We start from the raw sequence: 26,900 nt of genomic DNA, 5'->3' as shown, positions 1-26,900 counted from the left end.
CCGGACCCAGGCCACCATGCCCTAGCCGCATGTCCAGCTTTTGGGGGTCACCTCAAGGGCGTGGCTCTACGCCCCCTTCATCGCGGCTTTGGCGCGCTCCAGCCACGGGGCGTTGTGATCGCGCGCGAAGCGGGTCCAATGGCGGGCATCTTCGACAATCCCCGCAAACAGCGAGCGCGCCTGCTCCCGATCAGCCGCATCGGCTTGAGTCAACAGCCAATCGGCATAGCGGCAGCGGGCCGAAGGTTCGTTGCCACAGTCTACGGCGTGGTTGAAAGCCTCACGTGCCCCGGAAGACCCCGCGGCCGCCAATGCCTCGGCATACAGTAGCGCTGGCTGCGGTTTGCGACGCATTTCAGGGTGGCGGGCAAACATACCCTCAAGGGTCTCCGCCGCAAGCAGCGGCTCCCCGGATTCAAGCCGCGCCTGCGCCAGGCCCGTCAGGATGTGAGGCTCGTCACCGAGCGGTGAACCCGCCGCCTGCTCAAAGAGGGGGCGCGCCTCCTGCGCCTGCCCGGACTCCAGCAGCAGCGTCGCCAATTGGATACGGTTCTGCAGGGTCGGTGCATGGGCCAGCCGTTCCCGTGCCTCGCGCAGCTCCCGTCCTGGATTGATCAGCTGGTTTGCCGTGCGCGCCACCTGCCGGGCACCGCGCGAGTGGCGGATTTCCGGGAAGTAGATCGCCAGAAAATAGACCACGCTACCCAGCAGAGGGAACATGAAAAGCAGGAGCAGCCAATAGAGGTTCTGGCCAGAGCGGATGGCGTGCACCGCAAAGAAGATGGCCGCGAGTACGTGGAGTCCAATTCCGATAAAGGGCATTGCGTTCTGCCGTGTCCGTGAATGAGGCGGACTATAGACCGTTCTGAAGCACGATCCTACTGGGCCGGCGGACGCGCATGGCCCGTTACTACGCGACCCGTCAAATGTCGTAGAGCCACGCCCTGCGTGGCTGCGTCTTGGCCGGGCACCCCGCAGCCACGCAGGGCGTGGCTCTACGGGGATCTGGCACCCCGCATCACCGTCACCTGGGAACAGTCTGTTGCCGCCGTGACCACACCCCCGGGCGTATAGTCATTTGCATCCCTCACACGGATCGAAACCATGCCCAAAGGCTCGGATCTTCTCGTCGCCGCCCTGGAAAACGAAGGCGTCGACCGCATCTTCGGCGTCCCAGGCGAGGAAAACCTCGATTTCCTGGAATCCCTCCGCAACTCCCGCATCGAACTGGTCCTCACCCGGCATGAACAGGCAGCCGCCTTCATGGCCGCTACCCACGGCCGGCTGACAGGGCGACCTGGCGTCTGCTTGGCAACGCTAGGCCCCGGTGCGCTGAACTTCTCGACCGGTGCCGCCTACGCCCACCTGGGCGCGTGGCCGTTGATCCTGATCACCGGCCAGAAGGCGGTCATGAGTGCCAAGCAGGCGCGGTTCCAGATCGTGGACATCGTGGCCTCGATGAAGCCGTTGACCAAAATGACCCGCCAGATCGTCAACGCGGCCGCGATTCCGGCCACCGTGCGCGACGCCTTCCGCGTCGCGATGGAAGAGCGCCCGGGCCCCGTGCACCTCGAGCTGCCGGAGGACATTGCGGGCGAGGAGGTCGAGGCCGTCCCCGTGGTGCCGGTGCACCCGCTGGAGCGACCGGTTGCCCCGGCCGCAGCACTGGACCGCGCGGCTGCCGCCATTCTGGCCGCCAAGCGACCGCTGGTGATGATCGGTGCCGCCGGCAGCCGCCCCTGGCTCGCTGACGACCTTTCCGCTTTCGTGACCCGCACCCGCCTGCCGTTCTTCAACACGCAGATGGGCAAGGGCGCGGTCACCGGCGGCTCCAACCTCTACATGGGCACCGCGGCATTGTCCGAGGGCGACTACGTGCATGAGGCCGTTGCCCGTGCGGATCTGATCATCGCCATCGGCCACGACACCGTGGAGAAACCGCCGTTCCTGATGAAGAGCGGCGGTGGGCCCAAGGTGATCCATGTGGGCTTCCAGTCCGCCACGGTGGAGCAGGTCTACCAGCCGGATATCGAAGTGCTCGGTGATATCGGTAGCACCGTCGGTGCGCTGGCGGATCGGCTGGAGGGAAAGCTCAGTGAAGACGCCGGCATGATGGAGCTGCGCCAGAAAATCCTGGCCCGTCTCAATGACCGCGCCGAGGAGGACCGTTTCCCGGTCACCCCGCAGCGGCTGGTGCATGACGTGCGCGAGGCCATGCCCGAGGACGGCATCGTCTGCCTCGACAACGGCATGTACAAGATCTGGTTCGCCCGCAACTACCGCACCCATGTCGCCAACACGCTGCTGCTGGACAACGCTTTGGCCACCATGGGTGCAGGCCTGCCTTCGGCGATGATGGCGTCCATGCTGTACCCGCAGCGCCGCGTGCTGGCCGTGTGCGGCGATGGCGGCTTCATGATGAACTCGCAGGAGATGGAAACCGCCGTGCGGCTGGGCCTGAACCTGGTGGTGCTGATCCTCAACGACAGCGCCTACGGCATGATCCGCTGGAAGCAGGCGGTGGATGGCTTCGAGGACTTCGGCATGCGTTTTGGTAACCCGGATTTCGTGCGCTATGCCGAAGCCTATGGGGCCAAGGGCACCCGGGTCACCGCGGTGGAAGACCTGGCGCCCAGCATCGAAGCGGCCTTCGCCGGCGGTGGCGTCCACCTGCTGGACGTGCCCATCGACTACTCCGAAAACACCCGCGTTCTGGTCAACGAACTGCGCAACCGCACGCCCGATGTCGGCTGTGCGTAACTCAAGGAATCCCCCATGCTTACCGTAGTACAGGCCTTCGACCGCGCCACGATCGCGGAAGTCCCCTTTGATGATGCCGCCGCACTGGAGCGCAAGCTCAGCGCCGCCGAGAAGGTGTTCAAGAATCGTGACAACTGGCTGCCGCCGCACCAGCGCATGGCGATCCTGCGCCGCCTGGCGGCACTGATGGAGGCCAGGCGCGATCATCTGGCCATGCAGATCGCGCGCGAGGGTGGCAAGCCACTGCCGGACGCCATTGTGGAAACCAATCGCGCCATTGATGGCGTGCACAACGCCGCCGATGAGCTGCGCAATTTTTCCGGCCGCGAGATCCCGATGGGACTTTCGGCGGCAGCGGACAATCGCTGGGCCTTCACCACCAAGGAGCCGATTGGCATCGTGGCGGCGATCTCGGCGTTCAATCATCCGTTGAACCTGATCGTGCACCAGGTGGCACCGGCCATTGCGGTGGGCTGCCCGGTGATCATCAAGCCGGCCTCGGCCACGCCGCTGTCGTGCCTGGAGTTCGTCGCCATGGCCCACGAAGCCGGCCTGCCGGAGCCGTGGGCGCAGACCTTCCTGCCAGATGGCAACGAACTGGCCGAAGCACTCGCCACCGACAAGCGCGTTGCCTTCCTGAGCTTCATCGGCTCGGCCAAGGTGGGCTGGTCGCTGCATGCCAAGCTGGCGCACGGTGCGCGCTCGGCACTGGAGCACGGCGGCGTGGCACCGGCCATCGTGGACCGCAGCGCCGACCTCGGCAAGATCATCGAACCCATCGTGAAGGGCGGCTACTACCACGCCGGGCAGGTGTGCGTGTCCACCCAGCGCATCTTCGTGCATGACGCCATTGCCGACGATTTCACCCAGGCACTCATTGCCCGGGTGGAGAAGCTGCGCACGGGCGACCCGACGTTGAAGGACACCGAAGTCGGCCCGCTGATTCAGATCCGTGAAGCGGACCGGGTCGCCGAGTGGATTGACGAAGCGGTGAAGGGTGGGGCGCAACTGGCCACCGGCGGCAAGCGCCTGTCAGAAACCACGTTGCAGCCCACCGTCCTGCTCAACCCCGCTGCTGATGCAAGGGTGACCACGCAGGAAGTGTTCGGCCCGGTCGTGGCTGTGTACCGCTACAGCGAACTCGACGACGCCATCGCCCGCGCCAACGCGCTGCCGACCGCCTTCCAGGCCAGCATTTTCGCCCAGGACATCGACATCGCCATGCGCGCAGCCAACCGCCTGGATGCCTCCGCAGTGATGGTCAACGACCCGACCGCGTTCCGTACCGACTGGATGCCATTCGCCGGTCGCCGTGAATCCGGCTACGGCACCGGCGGCATCCCGTACACCATGCGCGACATGTCCCAGGAAAAAATGATCCTCCTGCGCCGCCCCTGACCTCCGTCCGGGTACGAACCGGAAATACTGTCACGCCGAACATCCGGCCCGAAACCCATCGGGATACTTTGAACGCCGCGTAGAGCCACGCCATGCGTGGCTGAACAATCCACCCCAAGCGGTAACTTTTCGGCCCAAGCGCCAGTACTACTACTGGCGCACCAACACCCCCCACCTGCTGCAATACCAGGTACCGGCCATGCGCCACCTGGAGCACCCCATGCAGAAGCCCGCCTTGAAGCCCATAGCCACGGCCATCGCCCTGACCGTAGCCATCACCGCCTGCCAATCCTCCACACCGCCCGTCGCCGACACCCCGCCACCACCGCCGCCGCCGCGCGAACTCCCTGGCCCGGTCACCGCCGCCTCCACCGGCGCCACCCTCCAGGGCCAGATCACCGCCCTCAACACCAGCACCCGTGAAGTCACCGTCACCGGCAGTGACGGCAGCAGCGTGGAAATCGTGGCTGGCGAGGACATCCGTAACTTCAACCAGCTGAAAGTCGGCGACCAGGTCGCGCTCGACTATCGCGCCGCCGTCGCGCTTGAACTGGAGCCCGCAGGCAGCGCACCGCTGGGCGCAACCGCCACCCAGGCCCGCACCGTGCCCAATCGGGGAGATGTACCGGGCGGTGCTCGCTCCAACACGATCAGCCTGGTCACCGAAGTGGCCGCAGTGAATCCAGAGCGCGGCACCATTGCCTTGCGCGGTGAAAGCGGCAACACCCAGCTCATCGCTGTCGAGCGCCCGGACCTGCGTGCCAAACTGCCCAACGTGAAACGCGGGGACCTGCTGCGGATTTCCTACACCCAGGCCGTCGCACTGGGAATCCGTCGCTCCCCCTGAGGTCGGCCCGCACTGGTGCCGCGTACGAACGCGGCCGCCAGTCGCAGCGCGTCCTCGCTGCCGCGATCGCCTCGCAGGGCCCGCACCAGGGCCGCCGGTGTGCTGCCGGTCCAGCGCACCAGGTCGTGCGTGGCATGCGCCTGGTCGCTGTAACCATGCCGTGCCGCTGCCGCAGCGATGTCCGGCTCCTCTTCATCCAGCGACTGCAGCAAGGCCTGCAGTCGCCGCACCCGGGCGTACTCCTTGGGAGTCATGCCCACCGCGGCAAGAAATCCCGGCTGCAGTGTGCGTAACGAAACGCCCAGTGTCTTCGCCAGCGCGCTGATCCGCATATCACCCTCCGCCGCGTCGAGCAGCGCCACGGCCTTTTCGATCTTCTCGTGCAGCGCGAAGGCGTTGCAGAACGGGCGCAGAAACTGCCAAAGCGGCTCGGGATCGTCTGCGGCTGCGCTGGCCCGGGCAGCGGCCGCAAACCCCTGCGCGAAAGCACCGTCAAGCGTATGCAGGTCCGGTGCATGGTCGCGCAGGCTGGCCAACCGTGCACCGGCCACCAGCGCACTGACCGCTGGCTGCAGACGCACGCCGATGCAGAACACGGGACCCACCGCCTGCAGGCGTACCGGCCCGCGCTGCTGAGCGGCGAAGCAGAACGGCTGATCGGACCGGACCTGGTCATCCGCGGCATGCATCTGCAGCGGTGTCCCGAGTTCTGCAAGCAGCTCGCAACAGCCATCCGGGTAGATCACCTGGATGTCGTCACTGGGCGTGTCGTCCCGCAACTGCCACAAACACCGCACATGGCGGCGCAGATCGGCAGGGGCAGGGTACTCGGCGTAGTCCATGCGCCATCGGAGCGCAGACTGCGCTTTTTTACAAGCAGGTCCGGCCGGTTGCCGCTAGCCTGCAGGGAACGGACCAAGGAAGCGCGAACATGACCAAGACGACGGTAGCCCTGCTGGGTGCGGGCCTGGCACTGGGGAGCGGGGCGGCCAATGCTGCGGGGGCGGACTTCGATTGGCTGGCCGGCCACTGGTGTGGCGGCACGGAGCAGCGAAAGATCGAGGAGGTGTGGCTGCCGCAGGCCGGCGGCGCACTGCTGGGCATGTCCCGCACCTTGTCCGGGGACACCCTCGAGTCATTTGAGTTCATGCGCCTGGTGCCAGCCGGCAAGGACGCGGGGTTCCATGTGCAGCCCAATGGTGTGCCGGCGACGTTGTTCACCATTTCCAGCCAGGGTGAGGGCTGGGTCGTGTTCGAGAACCCTGCCCATGAGTTTCCGAACCGGATCGAATACCGAATCGAGGGAGAGGCGCTGCATGCGGTCATTTCCGGTCCTGGCGAGGACGACACCCAGCTGCAGATTCCGTTCGACTACCATCGCTGCAAACCGAACCGGTGAACCATGGGGAATGCATCCCGTAGAGCGGGGCTTGCCCCGCTGAACCACCCACATGCCATGCCGCGCGCGAAAGGCAGCGGGGCAAGCCCCGCTCTACGACAGAGCGCAATCCCGTAATACGATCACCGTGCGCGCCGCGCCTCGATCCACTGCAACGACTGCGCGATTCCACCGAACGGGAAGAAATGCAGGCTGACGTGTCCATGCGCCTCGGTCATGCCATGACTCAGCTGGTCCACGAAAACGCCAGGCCCCGCCGTACCCAGCAGCTTGCCAATCGAAACGCCGTACCGCGCCAGCATCGAAGTCGACGCCCCCACGCCGCACATCACGGCATAACGGGCCAGCACCGCCACGCTGGCAGGACCGGGTACACCGACACGCACCGGATGCGAAATGCCCCGGCGGCGCAGTTCCTGCAGCCAGCCCAGCACGATCCCGGCATCGAAAGCGAACTGGGTCACGATTGAAGGGGCCATGCCGCGCTGCTCGATGACCTCACACTTGTGCTGCAACGCCTGCCAGCGTTGTTCAGCGCTCATCACCGGATGGCTTTCCGGATGCCCGCCCACCGCCACCGCGCGGATGCCGGAGCTTTCCAGCACGCCGGTCGCGATCAGCGAGCCACTGTCAGCAAAGGGACCTGACGGCGCGGACGGATCGCCAGCAATCACAAAACACTGCTCGACGCCTGCTTCGGCCACGGCACGGCTGATGAAGCGCTCCAGTGCCGGGCGCGATTCGATGCGCCGCGCCGAAAGGTGCGGCATCGGCTCGAAGCCGAGCTCACGCACCGCGCGGGCGGCTGCCAGCCGCGCCTCGTCATCTTCACTCGGCAGATAGGGAATGGCGATCAGCGTTCCGGCCGGCATCCGCTCGGCCACCGAGCGTAGTGCCGGAATGCCGCGCGCACTGACTTCCATCGACCAGGCGTCCATCAGCCGAGCACGCTCGATCGGACACCGCTGGTGTCGCTGTGCCGGGCCAGTTCGACGAACGCGCGCAGATAGTCGACATCAACGTCGGCTTCCCGGGCCCCCAGATAAATCTGCTTGGGAATGCCATTTGCCCCAAGGCGGACGGGAACCACCGGCATCTTCGCCGCGTATTCCTCCACCAGCCAGCGCGGCATGGCCGCCACACCGCGGCCGCTGGCCACCATCTGCATCATGATGTCGGTGGTTTCAATCGCCTTGTGCCGCCGCGGGCTGACCCCGGCGGGAAGGAGGAACTGGTTGTAGATGTCCAGCCGCTCAATCGGTACCGGGTAGCTGATCAGAACTTCCGGGGTCAGCTGCTGCGGCTCGACGAACGCCGCCTTGGCCAGCCGATGATCTTTGGCCACCACCAGCACCTGCTCATAATCGAACACCGGCACGAAGCGCAGCCCGGGCTTCAGCAGCGGGTCGGGGGTGACCAGCAGGTCGATCTCATACCCGAACAAGGCCCCGATGCCGCCGAACTGGAACTTCTGCTTCACATCCACGTCCACGTCCGGCCACGCAGCCAGATAGGGCGACACGATCTTCAGCAGCCACTGATAGCAGGGGTGGCACTCCATGCCGATGCGCAGCGCGCCCCGTTCCCCTTGGGCGAACTGGCCCAACCGCTCCTCGGCCAGGTCCAGTTGCGGCAGCACGCGGTTGGCCACCGCCAGCAGATACTGTCCGGCCTGGGTCAGGCGCAGGCTGCGGCCTTCCCGCAGCCAGATCGGGGTGCCGAGCTGCTGCTCCAGCTTCTTCATGCTGTGACTCAGGGCCGACTGGGTGAGGTTCAGCACGCCGGCGGCAGCGGTCAGCGACCCCTGCTGCTCAACCTGCTGGACGATGCTGAGGTGGATGCGTTCCAGCATGACGATGAATCCGGCTCATGGATACGTGAAGTAATACCATTTTACGTCATGGGAGGCCGCCGCTAGCATCGATTCAATGACACATCCCCTCCGCGTAGTAGCCGTCTCCGGGGGGCTGCAGCGCACCTCCCGCGCCGCCGCCCTCTGCCAGCACCTGATGGACCTGATCGGGGAGCACCTTCCCTGTGAGCGACGCCTGGTCGAACTCGGCCAAGTCGCGCCGCAGCTGGCCGGTACCACCTGGCGCAGCCAGCTGCCGGCATCGGTGGAGCAAGAACTGGCGGCGGTGGAGCAGGCCGACATTCTGGTGGTGACGACCCCGGTCTACCGCGGCTCCTACACCGGCCTGTTCAAGCACTTCTTCGACTTCATCGACCAGGACGCACTGGTCGACACCCCGATTCTGCTGGCCGCCACCGGCGGCAGCGAGCGCCACTCGCTGGTGATCGACCACCAGCTGCGCCCGTTGTTCAGCTTCTTCCAGGCGCGCACCTTGCCGCTTGGCGTCTACGCCACCGACAGCGACTTCCTGGACGGCCGGCTGCACAACGCGGCGCTGCTGGATCGCGCGCAGCTCGCCGTGCAGCGCGCCATTCCCCTGCTTGAGCTCGCCCGGCGCACCGAGCCACGCGCTGCCAGCGCCGTCGCGGCGGCCTGAGCCATCTTGCAACCCACCTTCAGCATCAAACCATCACGGCAGGTCACCATGAGCCACGACTTCACTTTCAGCATCAAGCGCATCGCCTTCGACGAGAACTATCGTCCGGCCGACGGCACCCGCATCACCACCAACTTCGCCAACCTCGCGCGGGGCGAACGCCGCCAGGAAAACCTGCGCAACACGCTGCGGATGATCGACAACCGCTTCAACGACCTGGCGCACTGGGACAACCCCAATGCCGACCGTTACGCGGTGGAGCTGGACATCATCACGGTGGAGATGCAGGTGGAGCAGGGCAGTGACGGCGAAACCTTTCCGCTGATCGAAATGCTCAAGACCACCATCGTCGACAAGCAGACCGGCGCGCGCACCGATGGCATCGTCGGCAACAATTTCTCGTCGTATGTGCGCGACTACGACTTCAGCGTGCTGCTGCCCCAGCACAACGAAGGCAAGCCGTCGTTCTCCGCACCAGAGGACTTCGGCGACCTGCACGGCAAGCTGTTCCGGCACTTCCTCGGTTCGGACGCCTACCGGGCCAACTTCGCCAAGCCGCCGGTGATCTGCATCAGCGTTTCCAGCAGCAAGACCTATCACCGCACCGAGAACCATCATCCCATTCTGGGCGTGGAGTACAAGCAGAGCGAGTTCTCGCCCACCGATGACTACTTCGGCAAGATGGGCCTGCGAGTGCGCTACTTCATGCCGCCGCGCAGCGTGGCCCCGCTGGCGTTCTACTTCCAGGGCGACCTGCTGGGCGACTATTCCAATGCGGAACTGATCGCCACCATCGCCACGATGGAAGCCTTCCAGAAGATCTACCGCCCGGAGATCTACAACGCCAACTCCACGGCAGGGAAGGTCTACCAGCCCAGCCTGAAGCACGAGGACTACTCGGCCACCCGCATTGTCTATGACCGCGAAGAGCGCAGCCAGCTGGCGGTCAAGCAGGGCCGGTTCACCGAGGAAACCTTCATCAAACCCCACCAGCACACGCTCAACCAGTGGGCCGCCAACTGGTCCGCATCCACCGCAAAGGCCTGAACCACGCACATGACGAACACACTGCTGCCCACCTCGACCGCCGGAAGCCTGCCCAAGCCCTCGTGGCTGGCCGAACCTGAAAAGCTGTGGTCGCCCTGGAAGCTGGAAGGCGAGGCTCTGACTGAAGCCAAGCAGGACGCCCTGCGTCTGTCGCTGCAGGAACAGCAGCACGCCGGCATCGACATCGTCAGCGACGGCGAACAGACCCGCCAGCATTTCGTGACCACGTTCATTGAGAACCTCAGCGGCGTGGACTTCGAGAAGCGTGAAACCGTGCGCATCCGTAACCGCTACGACGCCAGCGTGCCTACCGTGGTAAGCGAAGTTAGCCGGCCGAAGCCGGTGTTTGTGGACGACGCTAGATTCCTGCGCGGCCAGACCAAGCAGCCGATCAAATGGGCGCTGCCGGGTCCGATGACCATGATCGACACCCTGTACGACGCACACTATAAGAGCCGCGAGAAGCTGGCCTGGGAGTTTGCGAAGCTCCTCAACCAGGAAGCACGCGAGCTGGAAGCCGCCGGCGTGGACATCATCCAGTTCGACGAGCCCGCCTTCAATGTGTTCTTCGATGAGGTCAACGACTGGGGCGTCGCTGCGCTGGAACGTGCCATTGAAGGCCTCAAGTGCGAGACCGCGGTGCACATCTGCTATGGCTATGGCATCAAGGCCAACACCGATTGGAAGCAGACGCTGGGTTCGGAGTGGCGCCAGTATGAGGAGTCGTTCCCGAAGCTGCAGCAGTCCAGCATCGACATCATCTCGCTGGAATGCCACAACTCGCACGTGCCGATTGATCTGATCGAGCTGGTACGTGGCAAGAAGGTGATGGTGGGGGCGATTGATGTGGCGTCCAACACTGTTGAGACCCCGGAAGAGGTGGCCGCCACCTTGCGCAAAGCCCTGAAGTTCGTGGATGCGGACAAGCTGTATCCCAGCACCAACTGCGGCATGGCTCCGTTGGCCCGCAGTGTGGCGCGCGGCAAGCTGCAGGCGCTGGCGGCCGGTGCTGCCATCGTGCGAGGCGAGCTGTAATTCCAAGCCGGCCACTGGACGTCCGATCCAGCCACGCACGATCGGACAACCGGCGCTCGGTCGGATAACCGTCGCACCCGTAGAGCCGGGCTTGCCCGGCTGCTCTTCGCACGCACCCACCCAGCGGGGCAAGCCCCGCTCTGCGCACCTGCGGCTCGAGTGAATGTAATGTTATGCTATTACTTTCACATCCTCACGAACGAGCCCGATGAAGCACCGCGTCCTGTCGTCCGCCATTGCCAGCCTGATGTTCGCCCCCGCCTGTGCCTTCGCGGAGGACGCCGCCACTCGAACCCCGGTAGAACTCGACGAACTGCGGGTCACTGCCGAGAAGGGCAGAAGAACCGTCCTGGCCCCACTGCCCACCGACATCCTCAGCGGCGACGCCCTGGTCCACCGGCGCCAGGGCGGACTGGGCGAGACACTCGCCGGTCTTCCCGGTGTGCACCTGGACAACTTCGGCGGCGGTGCCTCGCGCCCGGTCATCCGTGGCCAGACCCTCCCACGCATCGAAATTCTGTCCGACGGTGCCCCCGTGTTCGACGCCTCTTCGGTGTCGCCGGACCACGCCATCGGCACCGATCCCCTGCTGCTGGATTCCATCGAAGTCATCCGCGGCCCGGCGGCCGTGCTGTACGGCGGCAACGCCATGAACGGTGCCGTCAACCTGATTGACGGCCGCATTCCCACCCGGCTGCCTGAAAACGGCGTCACCGGCGCGGCGGAAGTGCGCCTGGGATCGGGCGACCAGGAAAAGACCGGCGTTGGCCGCATCACCGCCGGGGTAGGGCAGGTCGGCCTGCACGCCGAGGTCGCCCGCCACAACGCCGATGACTACGACATTCCCGGCGGCACCCTGCAGGACTCCTTCGCCGAAGGCACCACCGCCTCGGCAGGCGCATCCTGGATCACCGACCGCGGCTACATCGGTGCAGCCTTCACCCGCCAGGACAGCAAGTACGGCCTGCCAGGGCACTCACACAAAAACGGCGTCTGCCACACCCACGGCATCGACCTGCACTGCGAGGCGCACGGTTCCTATGAGGATCCGTTCGGGTCGTCGGACGACCACACCGCCTACATCAAGGTGCGCAGCGAACGAACCGACATCCGCGCCGACTATGACGATCCGCTACCGGGCTTCTCGCATGTGCGGCTGCGCCTCTCGCACACCGACTACCAGCACGACGAGATCGATGGCCCGGCGTTGTTCAATCGCTACACCAACGAGGTGGACGACGGCCGCATCGAACTGACCCACAAGCCGCTGTTCGGCTTCACCGGCACCTTTGGCGTGCAGTACACCGAGGGTACCTTCGGTGGCCTCAACGTCAACAACCTGCACGTGGCGTTCCCCGAAAACGGCTATGGCTTCGTGCCACCGAACTACCAGAACACCCGCAACAAGGCTGTCTTCCTCAGCGAATCACGCTCGTTCGGCCCCATCGACCTCGATATCGGTCTGCGCAAGGACTGGCGCGACATCCGGGTTCCCGTGCCCGAGTTCCGGGTCAACTTCACGCCCTTCTATGAAGAGCTCTTCTCCAGCTGGTACGGCCCGGACTGGAAGAATGTCATCAGGGAATCGGACGTGGATATCTTCCAGAACAGGAACCCGACCACGCGCCAGAATCCGTTCTCCGCATCGCTGGGTGCCACCTGGAACATTCGTGACGGCTACTCCGCGTCGTTGAACGTTGCCCGCACCGAACGCGCACCCAGCGTCCGCGAGCTCTACGCCTACGGCAACAACCTGGCCTCCAACAGCTACGAAGTGGGCCTGGTGCGCTCCGGCAGCGTGTCCGACACCTTCCCTGACAGCCGTACCGACGTACTGGAAACGACCCGATCAGTCGACCTGACCTTCCGCAAGGTTGGCGGCGTGCTCGAGTATGAGGTGGGCCTGTTCCATCAGGACATCAAGGATTACGTGTTCGCACGCCTGATCGAGACCGAGAACGAAACCGGCGTACCGCACAACTACCTGCTGTACACCGCCGCCGATGCGACCCTGAAGGGCGTGGATGGCCAGATCAGCCTGCAGTACGGTGCCGGCCATCGCACCACGCTGTTCGGCGACTACGTGCGCGCCGACCTGAAGAGCGAGGACGACAACCTGCCGCGCATTCCGCCGGGCCGCCTCGGCGTGCGCCACGCGTGGTCCAGCGGGCCGTATTCGCTCGACGCCGAGTACTACCACACCTACGCGCAGAACAGGATCGCCTCGTACGAGACGCGCACCAAGGGCTACGACATGCTCAATGCCACGTTCGCCTACCGCCTGGAGCTGACCGAGCGGCAGGCCGCCGAGTTCTACATCCGGGCCACCAACCTGCTGAACAAGGAGGCTTACGTGCACACCTCGTTCGTCAAGGATCAGTCGCCCCTGCGCGGCCGCAGCATGGTGCTCGGTGTGCGGTACACCTTCTAGGCGAATCCGGGCAAGCCCGGCTGCTCTTCGCGCGACCCCTCGTAGAGCCGGGCTTGCCCGGCTGCTCTTCGCTGCGCAAACGGCAGCGGGGCAAGCCCCGCTCTACGTCCCACACCAGAATTGACCCGCCAGCAGCGTTCTGGATGAACGATACTTCCACGGCACTCACCCAGTGGAACCCCGAACATGCAGTGGATCGACCTTCGCAGCGACACCGTCACCCAACCCACGCCCGCAATGCGCGCGGCAATGGCCAGCGCCGAGGTCGGCGACGACGTCTACGGCGACGACCCCACGGTAATCAAACTCGAACACCTGGCCGCGCAGATGCTTGGCAAAGAAACCGCCCTGTTCGTCCCCACTGGCGTATTCGGCAACCAACTCGCCGTATTCACCCACTGCCGGCGCGGCGATGAAGTGATCGCCGGCGACGACTCCCACCTGGTCTGGCACGAAAATGGTGCCGCCGCCGTGATCAGCGGCGTACAGATGCGCACCATCGCCAGCGATCGCGGCGTGCTCCCCCCGAAAGAAATCGAGGCGCGTATCCGGGTAGGGGAGGACATCCACATCCCCCGCACCGGGCTCATCTGCCTGGAGAATGCCCACGGCAACGGCCGGGTGATTCCGCTGGCAACCATGGCCGAAACTGCCGCCATCGCGCGTCGGCACAGCATTCCCATCCACCTCGACGGCGCCCGGGTCTTCAACGCCGCCACCCACCTCAACTGTGACGTAAAAGAAATCACCCAGCACGTCGACACCGTCATGTGCTGCCTGTCGAAAGGCCTGGCAGCACCGGTCGGCTCGATCCTGGCCGGCCCGGCAGACTTTATCAAACGCGCCCGCTACAACCGCAAGCTGCTCGGCGGCGGCTGGCGTCAGGCCGGCGTGCTGGCTGCCCCGGGCATCCTCGCCCTGACCGAAATGACAAAGCGGCTGGGTGAAGACCACGCCAATGCCCGCTACCTCGCCGACCGCCTGGCCGCCATACCCGGCATCACCGTCGATTCGGATGATGTGCACATCAACATGGTCTGGTTTGCGCTGCCCGAATCCGTTGATGCAGACCAGCTCACCGCAGCGCTGGCCGCGGTGGGCATCCGTGCCAACGGCCCGTACGGCGGCAAGATGCGGCTGGTAACCCACTGGCAGGTGGACCGGAATGCCATCGACCGCACGGTCGCCGTGATCCAGAACGCATCCGCGTAATCCCGGGCTCACCCGGCTGATGAGCCGGTGCCCCCGTGATGCCGGGCTCGCCTGGCTGATGCGCCGAAGCTGCCCTAATGCCGGGCTGACCCGGCTCATACGCCGATACCCCGTAGAGCCGGGCTTGCCCCGCTGCACTTCGCGCGCACATGGCAGCGGGGCAAGCCCCGCTCTACGCCCTAAACCCTTATTCCCCCTTCTCGCATCAAACCCACAATCAAGGCGAGAGAGGGGCCTAACCCGTGAGAGAGATACTGCTAGCGATCCTGTTGGGCCTGGCACCGTGCGCGACAGGTGCTCAACCACATCGATGGATTTCCCAATTGACGCTTCTTCTGCGCCGATCGGCATGCATGACAGCGCAATCGCGGTGGACCCCAGTCGGCTGAAGCATGTTACGCGCCCCGAAGACGATGACAGCAAGCCCTATGCCGTGTACTGCCGTCCGGAAGGGTGGTGCCGGCCCGATACTCCGAACTTCCACCTGAGGCCGTAGAATATCGTCACAGTTCTTGGTGGAATGCGGGATCACAGATGATATTTGTCGAACGTTCGCCCAATGGGGCCCCGGCCGAGCTGATTGAGTATCAACAGAAACATCTAGCCGCTTTCGAGAAGTTCTTTTCCGTAGAGATGGCCGAGCGTGAACATCGTTGGCCAGACTTCAACTTCCCACCTCGGGTGGGCAAAGCCATCCGCGATGCACTGATCAGCGAGTTCAATTCCAGGTGCTCATATTGTGGAAGGCATGCAAATACGATCGACCACTTCCGACCAAGGTCTCGAGCCGGTCGCTCACGACGACATGTTGATCTTGAGCACTACTGGTGGCTCGCATTTGAGTGGACGAACCTTTATCTCGCCTGCGCTACATGCAACAGGAACAAGGCGAACCTCTTTCCGATCGACGGACCTGCAGCTGCGCCGATGAGTTTTGGATCGGCGCTGAACGCGGAGCGCCCCCTGCTGCTTGATCCTTGCAGTGATCGTCCCGAGCAACACATGCGCCTTGACGATAGTGGATCTCTAACAGCACTTTCCGTGCGAGGCGAGGTCACGATCAGCGTTCTGCGTCTCAATGACGCGCATCGCGTGATGGAACGATTTGATCTGATGCGTCAGCGTGCACAGCGCCGAGACAGGCTCCTCGCCGGGGGAGTCGATCAAACCACGATCTTCGAGATGGAAGCGTCGCCTCTTGCATTGGAAGGGGCGATGCTGAACTTGCTACCAAATGCTGGCGTCCTGGCTGGCCTGACTCCTGGCGTGAACGGAGCCCAGGAAGATGGCACAGGGGAAACTCCGTCGCCACCCTCAATCCCGGTGCAGAGCCTGGAACTGCCGACCATGGTTTGGATTGAGAAGATTGAGATTCAGAACTTCAAGGGAGTTGATTCGGCAACGGTTGAGTTTCCTCCTCTCCAAAGCGGGGAGTGCGACAGCAGCCAGCCCTGGATCATGCTTCTCGGCGAGAACGGTGTTGGCAAGACTACAATTCTGCAGGCAGTCGCACTTGCTGCGATGCCGGATGACCAGCGAATCCGATTCGGGTCTGCGAAAGAATGGCTCAGTGATGACGCCAATATTAAGAATGGATTCATCCATTTGACCTATACGGACGGCTCAGAGCGAAGGCTCTCTTTTTCAAGGGACTCCAATGCGGGCGAGACTACTGGAGAAGTGCCACCATCAGTAGTGCTTGGATATGGATGCACGCGACTTCTTCCAAGCTCCAGTTCAACCGCATCTACAGTCAAGAATGGCACTAACGCGGATAACTTGTTCGACCCGTTCAGCCCCCTGATTGATGCTGAGCCAGTTCTGAGCAACCGGCAACGAGTGAACCAAGCCCAATTTGAACTACTAGCCAGCGGACTTGAGCGCTTGCTTCCAGATGCCTTACCCAACAAACTGGCACGCAAGAGTGGTCGGCTGCACTACAACGGCACTCAAGTGAATAGAGTGAGCGGTGGCTACAAGTCAATACTTGCGCTAGCCATGGACATGATGTTCCATCTTTCAGAGGGCTCATTTGATATGGAGTCCGCCCCAGGGCTTGTAATGATCGATGAGATCGAACTGCATTTGCATCCTCGATGGAAGATTCGCCTGGTTGAGGATCTAAGATGTCTGTTTCCCGCTGTAAGATTCATAGTCAGCACGCACGATCCACTGTGTGTTCACGGCCTTCGCAACGGAGAGCTTCATGTGCTCGCGAGGAGTCCCAGAGATGGGTCACTCATACAAGAGCAGATAGATGTTCCAAAAGGGTCCCGCGCGGAAGATGTGCTAACGGGACCATGGTTTGGCATGTCCTCGACGTTGGATTTCGATACGCTCCAGCTCATGACTGAACACAGCGAACTCTTGCAGCGATTAGGGCGGAACGTCGATCAGGATGCGCGAATGGCGGATCTGCAGAGAATTCTGCAAGTTAGAATGCCTGGATTCGGAGCCACAAAAGCTCAGCGTGCGGCGATTGCAGCCGCAGCGGTATTTGAGGGCGATGCTGCCGAAAATGCGGACCAGGTGGCAAGGCGCAGACTTGATGATCTATTTTCCGGTACAAAGGACGTGGAGGGCTGAGCCATGCGCAAGCTAAGTAGGCCGCAAGTCAACGGGGAATTTGATGGCAGAGTGTCCTCCAGCAGAGATGCGGTAAAGTCGGCCATATCTTCCAAAACACCACCAAATTTCGCATCACACTGGAGTGACTTCAAAGCCGATTTTAGTGAGGCTCAGGCGGGAAAGTGCGGGTTCTGCGAAGGGCGCGTGCTAGGACTCCAGTATGGCGACGTCGAGCATTTTCGACCGAAGGCAGAGGTGAGTGAGCTTCATGACGACGATCCAGTCAATTGGGGGCGGAAATCCTTCTGGAAATCGTCTGTGTCTGGACGGAAGCTGAAGCCTACTCGAGAGAAGCCGGGATACTGGTGGCTTGCATATGAGTGGGAGAATTACTTGCTCAGTTGCCAGATATGCAATCAGGTATGGAAAGGGAATCTGTTCCCTGTTGAAGGCGGGACAAGAAAACTGGACGCAGAGGATATCTCGGGCGAACGCGCGCTATTGATATCTCCGTTTGAGCTGTTTGATCCGTCCGAACACTTTGAGTTCGGTCGACTTGGCGAAATTCTCGGCTTGACGGAAAGAGGGCGCGCGACCATAGCAACTTGCGGTCTTGATCGCCCCTCCTTGCGTCTTTCGCGCTATCCAATCGCAAGGATGGTTCACGACTGCATCGATGAGATGTCTCGCGACATCACGGAGCGTGACTTGCTTGGACTCCTGCAAAGCATAAGCAGGTTCGGGATGGATATAAGTCCGCATTGTGGAATGGTGCGAGCTATACTTTACGCACGAGTCGGGCTTACGTGGGATAAACTCTACGAGGCAATCGCCGAGTTGAACTCACGTCCATCGCTTGGTCGCCATCTATGCAGGTGCTGAGTTCTACAGGAATTGATTGATTGATGGGCGCTGCACGCGACGGCATATGGAAATGGAGAGCTTTAGCCATGGCTTCAGCCGAAGCAGGCGACGACGTCTACGGCAAAGACCCTACGGACTTCGAACATGGATGCCTTGCTGACACGCTTCTTCAGCGCTGCCGGTGTCGAACGAGACCTTCAAGGTCAATACGTACTCTTGATTGCTCTCAGCGCTGGCCAGGTAGCTGGCGCCCAGCCCAAGACCATGCACCGGCAGATTCATCTTGGCCACTACGGCGAGACTGCGCTTGGACTCGCTCGATAGGCTGATAGTGACGTTCTGCTCAAGAATCCTATTGGATTCGTCTGCACACTGCTCGACGAGGCTTCGCATGACTATGTCACCCCAGAGCTGCTTGCTGCGCAGGTACTTCTCCGCCGCAACCGTATCCCCACTACCGCCACGGAACGAGGTATTGATGGAGAACTTTCTGGCCAACGAGCTGCCCCTCTGGCTGTCAACCTTCAGGTCCGCAACAACAACGGACGTCTTTCCGTTCATCTTGTAGAGCTCAGACGACGACTCTGTGCTGATTTCAATCTGCTCGACCGTTACGGACCGAGCCCCAAGGAGCTGACATAGGCGTGAGAAATGCCGCAGCTTCTCTACAGCGAAGTGATCATCTGCCTGCGGCAGCTCGACGTACGAATCGCGGTCATATGGACTCTGGACAAGAATGGATCCGGGCTTTAGCAGGTCGGCATCCACGATGTTCCTCAATGCCTGGCTGTCAGGCTCGTCGACCGCCAGCGGGTACTGCAACACATGGGACTGCGAGTCGAACAGAAACTGCCTGTCGGCCGGCGCAAGATCATATCTGCAGGAGTTGATCGTGTTTTCGTCCAGCACCAGCATGACTCTTCGCGCCCCATGGTTCTCTGGAATGCGGTCACTTTTCATGCTACCCCCCTTTATCGCGGTGCGTGATTCACGCTTGTTCAGTTCTTGAAGATACGCAGCGCCTTCAGTAGACGCATCAGCCACTGCAGCCACGGCCACCGGCGCGGCGTCGGGCTCGCAGCTGTCGAGCGGGAGCCGAACGACTTTTTTTTTTCAAATGCTTCCAATGCTTCGCACGCAGCCTGGTGCGTGGTGTCTGAGAAGCTACGGTCGATGGCCGCCGCGAACTGTACAAGAGATGTCCAGACGCCGTCGATATCCTGCCTGGCTGACTGACCACAGCCGTCATGCTCCACCCAGCACATCACCGGGGCCAGCCGCCCTGCCTGGTCGCGCTCTTCGGTCACAACCTGCAGCACGGCAGACTGCCCATCGCAGAACAGCCTCACATGATATTTCGTGAACAGTACCACTCCCCGAGAGCTAACGGCTGCCATCGCGGAATAGGTCTGCTCCCGTACGGGGCTGCGCAGTTCATCCGCTGCGTCGGCCCCGCGCAGATGATCTTCGGAAGTGTTATCCAGGGCCTGAGCCTGAAACGCCTTTGCCCGCATCATACGGTTACTGTCCTGATCACGTCGGCAACAAGCTTGGCAGCTTGATCTTTGTCAACCAGGCTGCCGAGTAGAACGGGCGGCCGAATTTGCAGCCTGGAGAGGCCCGAGTCAAGGTGTCTCTGTACGAACTGGTCGCGGAAGGTCCCCAAGCCAGAACCCGGTGTACGAACGTACTCTGAGTTCAGATCCATGTGCGTGACGAGTACAACGAGTCTAGGGCGGGACTTGCGTGTAGCGCTCCAGCCATCCAGCTTGCCGAGGTCACGCATGATTCGCTGATCATCGATCTGCTGGGCGTTGACAAGGTAGAGAACGATGTCAGATTCATCGTGCAGAGCCTTCCAGTCTTCGATGGCGTCGCGCCCACCGGGTACGTCGCGCGTACCCTTTAGGTCCAGCTTCAGATCGCCAATGGAAAAGCGCCTGCCTTCAATCCTCTCGACGAGCAGGGTCTGCATGTACTCTTCGGGGATGTCGCCGTTGGCAAGAAACTTCAGCAGAACCGTCTTACCAACATTGCGCTCGCCCAATACTGCCACGCGCTTGCCTTTGAGGCTGATCACGAGGCTGTCCCACGCCGCCGCGATTTCATCCCGCTTGAAGTAGGCAATGGCACTTGCGGCCACACCTGCGGCTGCTGCCAGGATCAACCTCTCCCAACTCATACGATCAAGTCCCTATGAATCGCACGATCGCGACCGTTGGTCGTCTTATCGGCCGCTTGTTCGTCTACTTTAGGATTGATTTGTGCGCCGCGCCACCCCACTTTCGCGCAACACCCCAACAAACGCCTTCAACGGTGCAGGCACCTGCCGCCAACTCGCGTAGTAAAGACACAGCCCTTCAAACGGCGGCGACCAGTCCTCCAGCACTACCTCCAGCCGCCCTTCATCCAGCGCGTCACGCGCGAAGGGCTCCGGCACAAACGCAATCCCCAGCCCGTTGATTGCCGCATCCACCATCAAAGCGCTGTCATCAAGGCTCAGCGCCCCCGGCACATCGATCGCAACCTCCTGTGCACCTTTGAAAAACTCCCAGCGATAGCGCTTCCCACTGGGCAGGCGCTGACGAATGCAGCGATGCGCGTGCAGATCATCTGGCGTGGCCGGGCGGCCGGCGCTTGCCAGATAGCGCGGCGAAGCCACCGCAATGAATCGAATGGTGCCACCAAAGGGCACCGCCACCATGTCCTTGGGTACGGATTCCGCCAACCGAACGCCCGCATCGAAGCCTTCGGCAATGATGTCGACCAGTCGGCCTTCGCTGACGATATCCAGCGCCACATGCGGGTGCCGTTGCAGGAAGGTGGGCACCACGTGTTCCAGCAGCCAGCGCGCTGCGCCAGCACCGGCATTGATGCGCAGGGTTCCGGCCACGGTGTCCTGGCCATGACGCGCATCGTCCAGGGTGGCGTCCAGCTCCTGCAGCAACGGATTCAGACGCCGCAACAGCGCATCGCCTGCTTCGGTGGTGGCCACGCTACGGGTGGTCCGATGCAACAGACGCACTCCCAGACGTTGCTCAAACGTCCTTATGGCGTGGCTCAGTGAGGACCGCGATACGCCCAACTCATCCGCCGCCCGCTGAAAGCTACGGTGCCGGGCAACGGCCGAAAAGGCCTTGAGATCCGAGAGACTGACGTCCGACATTGGTGCAGACTCCTCACCAGCCCATGCTGATTGGTGCAGCTTATCACGCAGGTATCGGCCACTTACCCTGTGGGCATTCCAACCAAACGAGGTTTCCCCATGAAGACCTGGCTGATTACCGGCGCATCCTCCGGCCTGGGCCTGCAGATGACCCGCGTGCTGCTGGAGCGTGGCGACCGTGTGGTGGCGACCGGCCGACGCACCGAGCCGTTCGCAGACCTGCAGCAGGCACACGCAGGCCGCCTGAAAGTGGCCCCCTTCGACATCACCGATACCGCTGCATTGCGTTCAACGGTGGACGATGCTTTTGCAGCCTTTGGGCCAATCGATGTGGTGGTCAGCAACGCCGGCTACGGCCTGTTTGGTGCTGCCGAGGAGGTGAGCGACGGCCAGATCGAGCGGCAGCTCGCCACAAACCTGACCGGCTCTATCCAGTTGGTGCGCGCAGTGCTACCGCACCTGCGTGCCCAGGGCGGCGGCCGCATCCTACAGGTTTCGTCGGAAGGCGGGCAGGTGGCCTACCCGAACTTCAGCCTGTATCACGCAAGCAAATGGGGGATTGAAGGGTTCCTGGAAGCCGTGGCGCAGGAGGTGCTGCCGTTCGGGATCGAAGTGCTTATCGCCGAGCCGGGGCCGACCGCTACCGGCTTCGCCGCCGGGCTCGACCACGGAACCGTTATGGACGTGTATGACGCCACGCCGGCGGGGGACGTGCGCCGGGGTGTGGCGGATGGCAGCTTCGCGATCAAGGGCGATGCGGAGCGGACGGTGGCCGCCATGATTGCGTATGCAGACGAAGCAGCGCCGCGCCGGCGATTGGCGTTGGGAAGTGCGGCGTTCGAGAACATTGAGCGTTCACTGCGTGCTCGGATGGAGGATCTTCAGGCGGGGAAGGATGTGGCCTATTCGGCTGACCGCGCGTAGGGTGTGATAGAGCACGGCGATGAATCGCAGGGTGTCACATTTGCCTCTCGCAAAAATTTGGCTCACACGTACAGTGGCCCCATCACCACAAGCGGGAGTCCAGCATGTCACAGAAGAAGCCCCCCTCGGTTCAATCTTACAATGACGCGCATTCAGAGTGCTCTCACGAGTGGGGGCATGTGAGAATTTCAGATCCGTGCGCCAAGGAAGACTATGACCGGGCTATACGGGACATCACAAAGGATCGTGAGAGTGCGCTGGGCTTTCTCCAGAAGATCGGAGTCTGCACGGCGGACGGGAAGCTCGCCAAGCGTTACGGCGGCTGAGGGGCCGCAATGCCCTCACGATACAAGCGACCGACGGCTTTTGTTCTGGGCTACCACGGATGCTCACGAGAGGTAGGCGAAGCGGTGCTTTCCGGTGATACTCATCTCAAGAAGAGTGAGAACGCCTACGACTGGCTCGGACCCGGCGTCTACTTCTGGGAGGGAAGCCCCAAGAGGGCAATGCAGTTCGCGATAGAAGCCGCCGGTCGCACGCCTCACCTCAGTAAAGGTCATATCATTGAGCCATTGCCAAGCGTGAACTAGACTGCGCCACTATCAACGCCGTGCACGGATCAAGAGAGATTATGAAGTATCCCCCCTACGACACGGTGCGGGGCCCCTTCTGGGAAGGAGGCGAGCTCTACCCGGGCTCCGGCATCTCATCCAAGGGGCATGTCCAGATCGCCGTCTCCAACCTGGACTGCATCATGGGCTACTTTCGACCCATTGACGGCCAACGGATTCGCCTTCCGCAGTCGCTGCCAATCTGAGCAGCTTCCCATCAACGCCGTCCGTCAGCACGTAGATCGAACCATCCCTCGCCACTTTAACGTCACGAATTCGCTCGGCCAGGTCACCCAGCACAAGCTCCTGGCGCACAACACGATCGCCCTCGCGCACAAGGCGGCGAATGCCGCGCTCGCGCAAGGCAGGCACCAGAAAATCTCCCTGCCAGGCCTTGAACAGGTCGCCTTGATACACCGCCAGGCCTGAGGGCGCGATAGAGGGCGACCAGAACAGCTCCGGATCTTCGAATCCATCTCGGCGGGTGAACGGACTCACTCGCGCGAATGGGTAGTCAATCCCTTGGCTGACGATGGGCCACCCGTAGTTACCGCCCGGCCGTAGGCGGTTGAGTTCATCACCGCCGCGTGGCCCGTGCTCGCTTACATATGCCGCGCCGGTGACAGGATCACGCACGATGCCCTGTGGATTGCGATGGCCGGAAGTATGCACGACGGCGCGCCCGGCTCCAGGGGAGAGATCGATACGCATCACCTTACCCAGCGATTTTTGCGGGTTCTGTGCCTCCTCCCGCCGTGCGCTCCCGTCACCCACGGTCATCAACAGGGTGTTGGCATCCAGAAAGGCCAGACGCCCCCCGTTATTGCCGTCGCTGGCCTTGGGCGTGGTTTCAAAGAGCGTCTTGACCTGACCCACAGTCCATTCGCCTGCAGCCTCGCTGAGCACGCCACGAAGCAGCAGCACGCCTACACCGCGCGCGTCACGATAGCCCTGTGTCAAATAGATATACCGGTCATTCCCGAAATCCGGAGAAAGCGCGACCTCCATCAGGCCGATCACGCGCTCACGCTGATAGGGGGCAGGCACCTGCACGGTGTTGACTTCCTTCATCACGCCGGTGCGATCAATCAGCTTCAGACGGCCAGCCATTTCAGTGACGATCAATTGGCCATCAGGCAGTTCCGCCAGCGACCAAGGCCATTGCAGGTTCTTCGCAATAGTCGAAACTGAATAACCCGTTGCCGCAGACGGCACGGGTTGTTGCGGCACCGGTCGCATAAGCAGGAATGCGCCTGCCGGCAGCAGGAGTGCAACCGCTGGCACCGCGAACGCCCAACCGCCTGCCGAGTGCTTACGCACCATGCGCGAGGAAAGTGCGTAACTCACATACCCGCCCGCCAGTCCGCACAAGCTCATCAGCATCAAGCCGGGAATCGCGCGGGTCGCGGCAATCGCCGGCATCGGAATCACGCTGCGCAGCAGGACCAGCACGATCCCCAGGCCCAGTGCGCCAGCAACAAGCGCGCAGGGCAGGGCCCCAATCCGTAATCGCCGCAGACCAGGTTGCAGACCAGATGCAAGAACACCCCCCGCCAGCGCAAAGCCGAACATCACCGGCCCAAACCGCGCCAGATCCTCCCCGGTCACCGCAGCCCGCTCCATCGCACTGACCGGCACCCCCAACTGCGTGATCGAGTACAGATTGATCTGTGTCTGCAGCACGCTGGCGACCGTGGCAGTCGCAAGCGCGGCGATGAGCAGGGTGGAAATGTTTCGTAACCAGGCGGGCATAGGCGAGGGCAGGGCAGATCGAAGACCCACTCTAACGCAAGCCGTGCTTGGCCCGGCCCGACAGAGCACTGATGTGGTGAAACCCAAGTGAGACGCAGCGCCAAAGAATTCACGACGTGGGAACCGGGCGAGGCCGATCATCGAACACCTCAGCCCCCACGCTTTGATCCCGATTCCCATGCAACAACTGGCCGAAGACTTCTGGAACTTCCGCGGCCATCATCGCATTGCCGGCGTCCTGGACGTCGGTACGCAGATGTCGCTGATCCGCCGCGCGAACGGTCGATACCTGCTGGTCGACAGCTGCGCCGTGGGCGAGGATGACCGCGCCCGCCTGCTTGCGCAATCCGGCAATGGTGACCTGATTGAAGCCATCATCAACGTGCACCCGTTCCATACCCTGCATTGCTACAGCATGCACCAGCTGCTGCCGCGGGCACGAATGATCGGCACGCGGAGGCACCAGCAGCACGCGCCCACCGTGCGATGGGACACGGCCGTCATCGAAGACCCTGGTACCCAGCAGCAGTTTCAGGAGGACCTGGATTTCTCCATTCCCGCCGGGCTGGACCTGGTGACCTCCGATGAAAGAGTGCACGCCGCCTCGGTACTGGTCCGGCATCGCCGCAGCGGCATCGTGCATGTAGATGACACGCTCAATGTGCTGGCGGCACCCGGCTGGCTGGGGAAGCTGCTGCCGCAGTCACGACTGAAGTTCCACCCCATGCTGGGCAAAGCGCTCAAGCCTGCTCCAGAAGCGGCCGACGCATTCGCCAGCTGGGCACGGGCGTTGGCCGCTCAATGGGCCAACACCCCGGCCGTGTGCGCCGCCCACTCGACGGTGCGCCAGCTGCAGCAGGGTGACTGGCAACGCGAAGTGCTACGCGCCTTGGCCGACGTGGAGCCGACGCTGGAGCGCCATCGCAAAGCCCATCTATAGCGCCCGCCGCGCTCATACATCTCCCCCCGAAGCGAAGGATTTCGTTCATGTCAAAGAAGCAGCTCACCACCATCAACCCGCTGACCGAGGAGGTGCTGGCCACGTATGACTACATGTCTGACGACGAAGCCACCGCCGTGGTCAAGGCCAGCCACGAGGCCTACCTGCAGTGGCGCCTGCGCAGCCTGGATGAGCGCGCCAAGGTTGTCGCCGCCATCGCCAAGGCGCTGCGGGACCGGAAGGAAGAATTCGCCCAGCTCATGACCAACGAGGTAGGCAAACTGATCAAGGACAGCCGCACCGAGGTGGACCTGTGTGTCGCCATCTGCGACTACACCGCCCAGCAGGGTCCAACGGTACTGGCGGATGAAGAACGCAAGGTGGACGGAGCCACCGGTATCGTCACCCATTCCCCCATCGGCGTGGTGTACGGCATCCAGCCGTGGAACTTCCCCGCCTATCAGGCCATCCGCTACTCCATTGCCAGCTTGATGGCCGGTAATGGCGTGCTGCTCAAGCATGCCGAAAGCTGCACGGGAAGCGGTCTGCTGCTGCGTGACATCTACGAAAGTGCCGGACTGCCCAAGGGTCTGTTCGGGGTGCTGCTGATCAGCCATGACCAGTCCAACGCCATCGTGGAGAACGACCTGGTTCGTGCCGTCACCCTTACCGGCAGCGAGGCAGCGGGGCGCACCGTGGCGGCAAAGGCAGCAGAGGCGCTGAAGAAGACCGTGCTGGAGCTGGGCTCCAATGATGCCTACCTGGTGCTGGACGATGCCGATCTGGATCTGGCCGTAGACACCTGCGTCAAGGGCCGCCTGTTCAACAACGGCCAGACCTGCGTCAACGCAAAGCGATTCGTCGTCACTGAAAAGAACTACGACGCATTCGTCAGCGCCTACGCGAAGAAATTCGAAACCATCAAGATGGGAGACCCGAACGCCGAAGGCACCCAGCTCGGCCCTATGGTCTCCGAGGCACAGCGCGACAAACTGCACGAGCAGGTCACCAAGAGCGTCTCACAGGGTGCACGTCTGCTGGTCGGCGGCGAGGTCCCGGATCGCACCGGCTGGTTCTATCCGGCCACGGTACTGGCGGATGTAGCTCCGGGCCAGGTCGCCTACGCGGACGAACTGTTCGGCCCGGCCGCTGCCATCATCCGCGCCAAGGACGATGAGGACGCCATGCGAATCGCCAACGACAGCCGTTACGGCCTGGGTGGCGGCATCTTCAGTCGCGATGTGAAACGCGCCCGCGAACTGGCCAGCAAGTATTTCGACACCGGCATGGTCTGCATCAACAGCTTCGACGTCGCGTCCCCGACCATGCCCTTCGGCGGGGTGAAAGCCTCCGGCTACGGGCGTGAGCACGGGCCGGAGGGCTTGAAGGAGTTCGTCAACGTCAAGGCGATCAAGATTCCAGCGGCTAAGTAGCGC

Annotated in this window: 22 protein-coding genes; 13 read left to right on the top strand and 9 right to left on the bottom strand. The window is 62.7% G+C overall.

The window, feature by feature from the left end:
- Positions 1-66 precede the first annotated feature (66 nt).
- Positions 67-822 carry a hypothetical protein gene (locus tag RT551_RS04230; protein ID WP_313455913.1) on the bottom strand — a complete coding sequence of 252 codons (756 nt, stop codon included), beginning with the start codon at positions 820-822 and terminating at the stop codon, positions 67-69.
- A gap of 282 nt (positions 823-1,104) precedes the next feature.
- On the opposite strand from RT551_RS04230, the gene RT551_RS04225 reads away from it, so the two are divergent.
- The 3 genes from RT551_RS04225 to RT551_RS04215 all read left to right on the top strand — a co-directional run bounded on the left by RT551_RS04225 (position 1,105) and on the right by RT551_RS04215 (position 5,005).
- Positions 1,105-2,760 (top strand): acetolactate synthase large subunit, encoded by a 1,656-nt coding sequence (locus RT551_RS04225; RefSeq protein WP_313455911.1) that lies wholly within the window; start codon positions 1,105-1,107, stop codon positions 2,758-2,760.
- 15 nt (positions 2,761-2,775) lie between these two features.
- Complete coding sequence (locus RT551_RS04220) at positions 2,776-4,158, top strand: aldehyde dehydrogenase family protein (RefSeq protein WP_313455909.1); 1,383 nt, start codon at positions 2,776-2,778, stop codon at positions 4,156-4,158.
- Positions 4,159-4,378: 220 nt separating this feature from the next.
- On the top strand, positions 4,379-5,005 hold the full coding sequence (locus RT551_RS04215) for a hypothetical protein (RefSeq protein WP_313455908.1): 627 nt from the start codon (positions 4,379-4,381) through the stop codon (positions 5,003-5,005).
- On the opposite strand, the gene RT551_RS04210 is transcribed toward RT551_RS04215, so the two are convergent.
- Positions 4,963-5,847 carry an AraC family transcriptional regulator gene (locus RT551_RS04210; protein ID WP_313455906.1) on the bottom strand — a complete coding sequence of 295 codons (885 nt, stop codon included), beginning with the start codon at positions 5,845-5,847 and terminating at the stop codon, positions 4,963-4,965. The genes RT551_RS04215 and RT551_RS04210 overlap by 43 nt on opposite strands.
- 89 nt (positions 5,848-5,936) lie before the next feature.
- On the opposite strand from RT551_RS04210, the gene RT551_RS04205 reads away from it, so the two are divergent.
- Complete coding sequence (locus tag RT551_RS04205) at positions 5,937-6,404, top strand: DUF6265 family protein (protein WP_313455905.1); 468 nt, start codon at positions 5,937-5,939, stop codon at positions 6,402-6,404.
- Positions 6,405-6,526: 122 nt separating this feature from the next.
- On the opposite strand, the gene RT551_RS04200 is transcribed toward RT551_RS04205, so the two are convergent.
- Both RT551_RS04200 and RT551_RS04195 read right to left on the bottom strand, forming a co-directional pair.
- Positions 6,527-7,342 carry a methylenetetrahydrofolate reductase gene (locus tag RT551_RS04200; RefSeq protein WP_313455903.1) on the bottom strand — a complete coding sequence of 272 codons (816 nt, stop codon included), beginning with the start codon at positions 7,340-7,342 and terminating at the stop codon, positions 6,527-6,529.
- Positions 7,342-8,256, bottom strand: a complete 915-nt coding sequence (locus RT551_RS04195) for a LysR family transcriptional regulator (protein WP_313455901.1) — start codon at positions 8,254-8,256, stop codon at positions 7,342-7,344. The genes RT551_RS04200 and RT551_RS04195 overlap by 1 nt, the downstream gene beginning before the upstream one ends.
- Before the next feature lie 76 nt (positions 8,257-8,332).
- On the opposite strand from RT551_RS04195, the gene msuE reads away from it, so the two are divergent.
- From msuE to RT551_RS04165, 6 genes are all read left to right on the top strand, one after another.
- On the top strand, positions 8,333-8,914 hold the full coding sequence (msuE, locus tag RT551_RS04190; RefSeq protein WP_313455900.1) for an FMN reductase: 582 nt from the start codon (positions 8,333-8,335) through the stop codon (positions 8,912-8,914).
- A 48-nt stretch (positions 8,915-8,962) separates the two neighbouring features.
- A complete protein-coding gene (locus RT551_RS04185) occupies positions 8,963-9,961 on the top strand; it encodes a DUF1852 domain-containing protein (protein WP_313455898.1) in 999 nt (332 codons plus the stop codon).
- A 9-nt stretch (positions 9,962-9,970) separates the two neighbouring features.
- The gene (locus RT551_RS04180; protein ID WP_313455896.1) at positions 9,971-10,996 is read left to right on the top strand and encodes a methionine synthase; all 1,026 of its coding nucleotides are present in this window, start codon (positions 9,971-9,973) and stop codon (positions 10,994-10,996) included.
- A gap of 208 nt (positions 10,997-11,204) precedes the next feature.
- Positions 11,205-13,427, top strand: coding sequence for a TonB-dependent receptor (locus RT551_RS04175; protein ID WP_313455894.1), 2,223 nt, complete (start codon positions 11,205-11,207; stop codon positions 13,425-13,427).
- Between the two features lie 186 nt (positions 13,428-13,613).
- Positions 13,614-14,639, top strand: a complete 1,026-nt coding sequence (gene ltaE / locus RT551_RS04170; protein WP_313455892.1) for a low-specificity L-threonine aldolase — start codon at positions 13,614-13,616, stop codon at positions 14,637-14,639.
- Positions 14,640-15,173: 534 nt separating this feature from the next.
- Entirely contained in the window at positions 15,174-17,225 is a 2,052-nt protein-coding gene (locus RT551_RS04165; protein ID WP_313455890.1) for an AAA family ATPase, read from the top strand.
- Between the two features lie 975 nt (positions 17,226-18,200).
- Here RT551_RS04165 and RT551_RS04160 read toward each other — a convergent pair.
- From RT551_RS04160 to RT551_RS04145, 4 genes are all read right to left on the bottom strand, one after another.
- Positions 18,201-19,031: a hypothetical protein gene (locus RT551_RS04160; protein ID WP_313455889.1), complete on the bottom strand. Its 831-nt coding sequence runs from the start codon at positions 19,029-19,031 to the stop codon at positions 18,201-18,203.
- Positions 19,032-19,069: 38 nt separating this feature from the next.
- Positions 19,070-19,588: a hypothetical protein gene (locus tag RT551_RS04155; protein ID WP_313455887.1), complete on the bottom strand. Its 519-nt coding sequence runs from the start codon at positions 19,586-19,588 to the stop codon at positions 19,070-19,072.
- A complete protein-coding gene (locus RT551_RS04150) occupies positions 19,585-20,238 on the bottom strand; it encodes a GTPase domain-containing protein (protein WP_313455885.1) in 654 nt (217 codons plus the stop codon). Before RT551_RS04150 ends, RT551_RS04155 begins: the two co-directional genes overlap by 4 nt.
- Before the next feature lie 84 nt (positions 20,239-20,322).
- Positions 20,323-21,237 carry a LysR substrate-binding domain-containing protein gene (locus RT551_RS04145; protein WP_313455883.1) on the bottom strand — a complete coding sequence of 305 codons (915 nt, stop codon included), beginning with the start codon at positions 21,235-21,237 and terminating at the stop codon, positions 20,323-20,325.
- Positions 21,238-21,336: 99 nt separating this feature from the next.
- Here RT551_RS04145 and RT551_RS04140 point away from each other — a divergent pair, with 99 nt between their 5' ends.
- Positions 21,337-22,161, top strand: a complete 825-nt coding sequence (locus RT551_RS04140; protein WP_313455881.1) for an SDR family oxidoreductase — start codon at positions 21,337-21,339, stop codon at positions 22,159-22,161.
- 752 nt (positions 22,162-22,913) lie between these two features.
- On the opposite strand, the gene RT551_RS04135 is transcribed toward RT551_RS04140, so the two are convergent.
- On the bottom strand, positions 22,914-24,524 hold the full coding sequence (locus RT551_RS04135) for a PQQ-dependent sugar dehydrogenase (protein WP_313455880.1): 1,611 nt from the start codon (positions 24,522-24,524) through the stop codon (positions 22,914-22,916).
- A gap of 178 nt (positions 24,525-24,702) precedes the next feature.
- On the opposite strand from RT551_RS04135, the gene RT551_RS04130 reads away from it, so the two are divergent.
- Together RT551_RS04130 and RT551_RS04125 are read left to right on the top strand one after the other, a co-directional pair.
- Complete coding sequence (locus RT551_RS04130; RefSeq protein WP_313455878.1) at positions 24,703-25,464, top strand: hypothetical protein; 762 nt, start codon at positions 24,703-24,705, stop codon at positions 25,462-25,464.
- A gap of 47 nt (positions 25,465-25,511) precedes the next feature.
- Positions 25,512-26,897: an aldehyde dehydrogenase family protein gene (locus RT551_RS04125; RefSeq protein ID WP_313455876.1), complete on the top strand. Its 1,386-nt coding sequence runs from the start codon at positions 25,512-25,514 to the stop codon at positions 26,895-26,897.
- The last annotated feature ends 3 nt before the right edge of the window (positions 26,898-26,900 follow it).

The organism is Stenotrophomonas sp. (genome assembly GCF_032103445.1).
Taxonomy (GTDB): Bacteria; Pseudomonadota; Gammaproteobacteria; order Xanthomonadales; family Xanthomonadaceae; genus Stenotrophomonas.
Note: the sequence above shows the minus strand (reverse complement) of the source record. Positions and strands in the feature narration are given on the sequence as shown.

Excerpts from the sequence above, each read along its gene's own strand:
- RT551_RS04230 (WP_313455913.1), bottom strand. The coding sequence starts at position 822 with ATGCCCTTTATCGGAATTGGACTCCACGTACTCGCGGCCATCTTCTTT.
- RT551_RS04225 (WP_313455911.1), top strand. The coding sequence starts at position 1,105 with ATGCCCAAAGGCTCGGATCTTCTCGTCGCCGCCCTGGAAAACGAAGGC.
- RT551_RS04220 (WP_313455909.1), top strand. The coding sequence starts at position 2,776 with ATGCTTACCGTAGTACAGGCCTTCGACCGCGCCACGATCGCGGAAGTC.
- RT551_RS04215 (WP_313455908.1), top strand. The coding sequence starts at position 4,379 with ATGCAGAAGCCCGCCTTGAAGCCCATAGCCACGGCCATCGCCCTGACC.
- RT551_RS04210 (WP_313455906.1), bottom strand. The coding sequence starts at position 5,847 with ATGGACTACGCCGAGTACCCTGCCCCTGCCGATCTGCGCCGCCATGTG.
- RT551_RS04205 (WP_313455905.1), top strand. The coding sequence starts at position 5,937 with ATGACCAAGACGACGGTAGCCCTGCTGGGTGCGGGCCTGGCACTGGGG.
- RT551_RS04200 (WP_313455903.1), bottom strand. The coding sequence starts at position 7,342 with ATGGACGCCTGGTCGATGGAAGTCAGTGCGCGCGGCATTCCGGCACTA.
- RT551_RS04195 (WP_313455901.1), bottom strand. The coding sequence starts at position 8,256 with ATGCTGGAACGCATCCACCTCAGCATCGTCCAGCAGGTTGAGCAGCAG.
- msuE (WP_313455900.1), top strand. The coding sequence starts at position 8,333 with ATGACACATCCCCTCCGCGTAGTAGCCGTCTCCGGGGGGCTGCAGCGC.
- RT551_RS04185 (WP_313455898.1), top strand. The coding sequence starts at position 8,963 with ATGAGCCACGACTTCACTTTCAGCATCAAGCGCATCGCCTTCGACGAG.
- RT551_RS04180 (WP_313455896.1), top strand. The coding sequence starts at position 9,971 with ATGACGAACACACTGCTGCCCACCTCGACCGCCGGAAGCCTGCCCAAG.
- RT551_RS04175 (WP_313455894.1), top strand. The coding sequence starts at position 11,205 with ATGAAGCACCGCGTCCTGTCGTCCGCCATTGCCAGCCTGATGTTCGCC.
- ltaE (WP_313455892.1), top strand. The coding sequence starts at position 13,614 with ATGCAGTGGATCGACCTTCGCAGCGACACCGTCACCCAACCCACGCCC.
- RT551_RS04165 (WP_313455890.1), top strand. The coding sequence starts at position 15,174 with ATGATATTTGTCGAACGTTCGCCCAATGGGGCCCCGGCCGAGCTGATT.
- RT551_RS04160 (WP_313455889.1), bottom strand. The coding sequence starts at position 19,031 with ATGAAAAGTGACCGCATTCCAGAGAACCATGGGGCGCGAAGAGTCATG.
- RT551_RS04155 (WP_313455887.1), bottom strand. The coding sequence starts at position 19,588 with ATGATGCGGGCAAAGGCGTTTCAGGCTCAGGCCCTGGATAACACTTCC.
- RT551_RS04145 (WP_313455883.1), bottom strand. The coding sequence starts at position 21,237 with ATGTCGGACGTCAGTCTCTCGGATCTCAAGGCCTTTTCGGCCGTTGCC.
- RT551_RS04140 (WP_313455881.1), top strand. The coding sequence starts at position 21,337 with ATGAAGACCTGGCTGATTACCGGCGCATCCTCCGGCCTGGGCCTGCAG.
- RT551_RS04135 (WP_313455880.1), bottom strand. The coding sequence starts at position 24,524 with ATGCCCGCCTGGTTACGAAACATTTCCACCCTGCTCATCGCCGCGCTT.
- RT551_RS04130 (WP_313455878.1), top strand. The coding sequence starts at position 24,703 with ATGCAACAACTGGCCGAAGACTTCTGGAACTTCCGCGGCCATCATCGC.
- RT551_RS04125 (WP_313455876.1), top strand. The coding sequence starts at position 25,512 with ATGTCAAAGAAGCAGCTCACCACCATCAACCCGCTGACCGAGGAGGTG.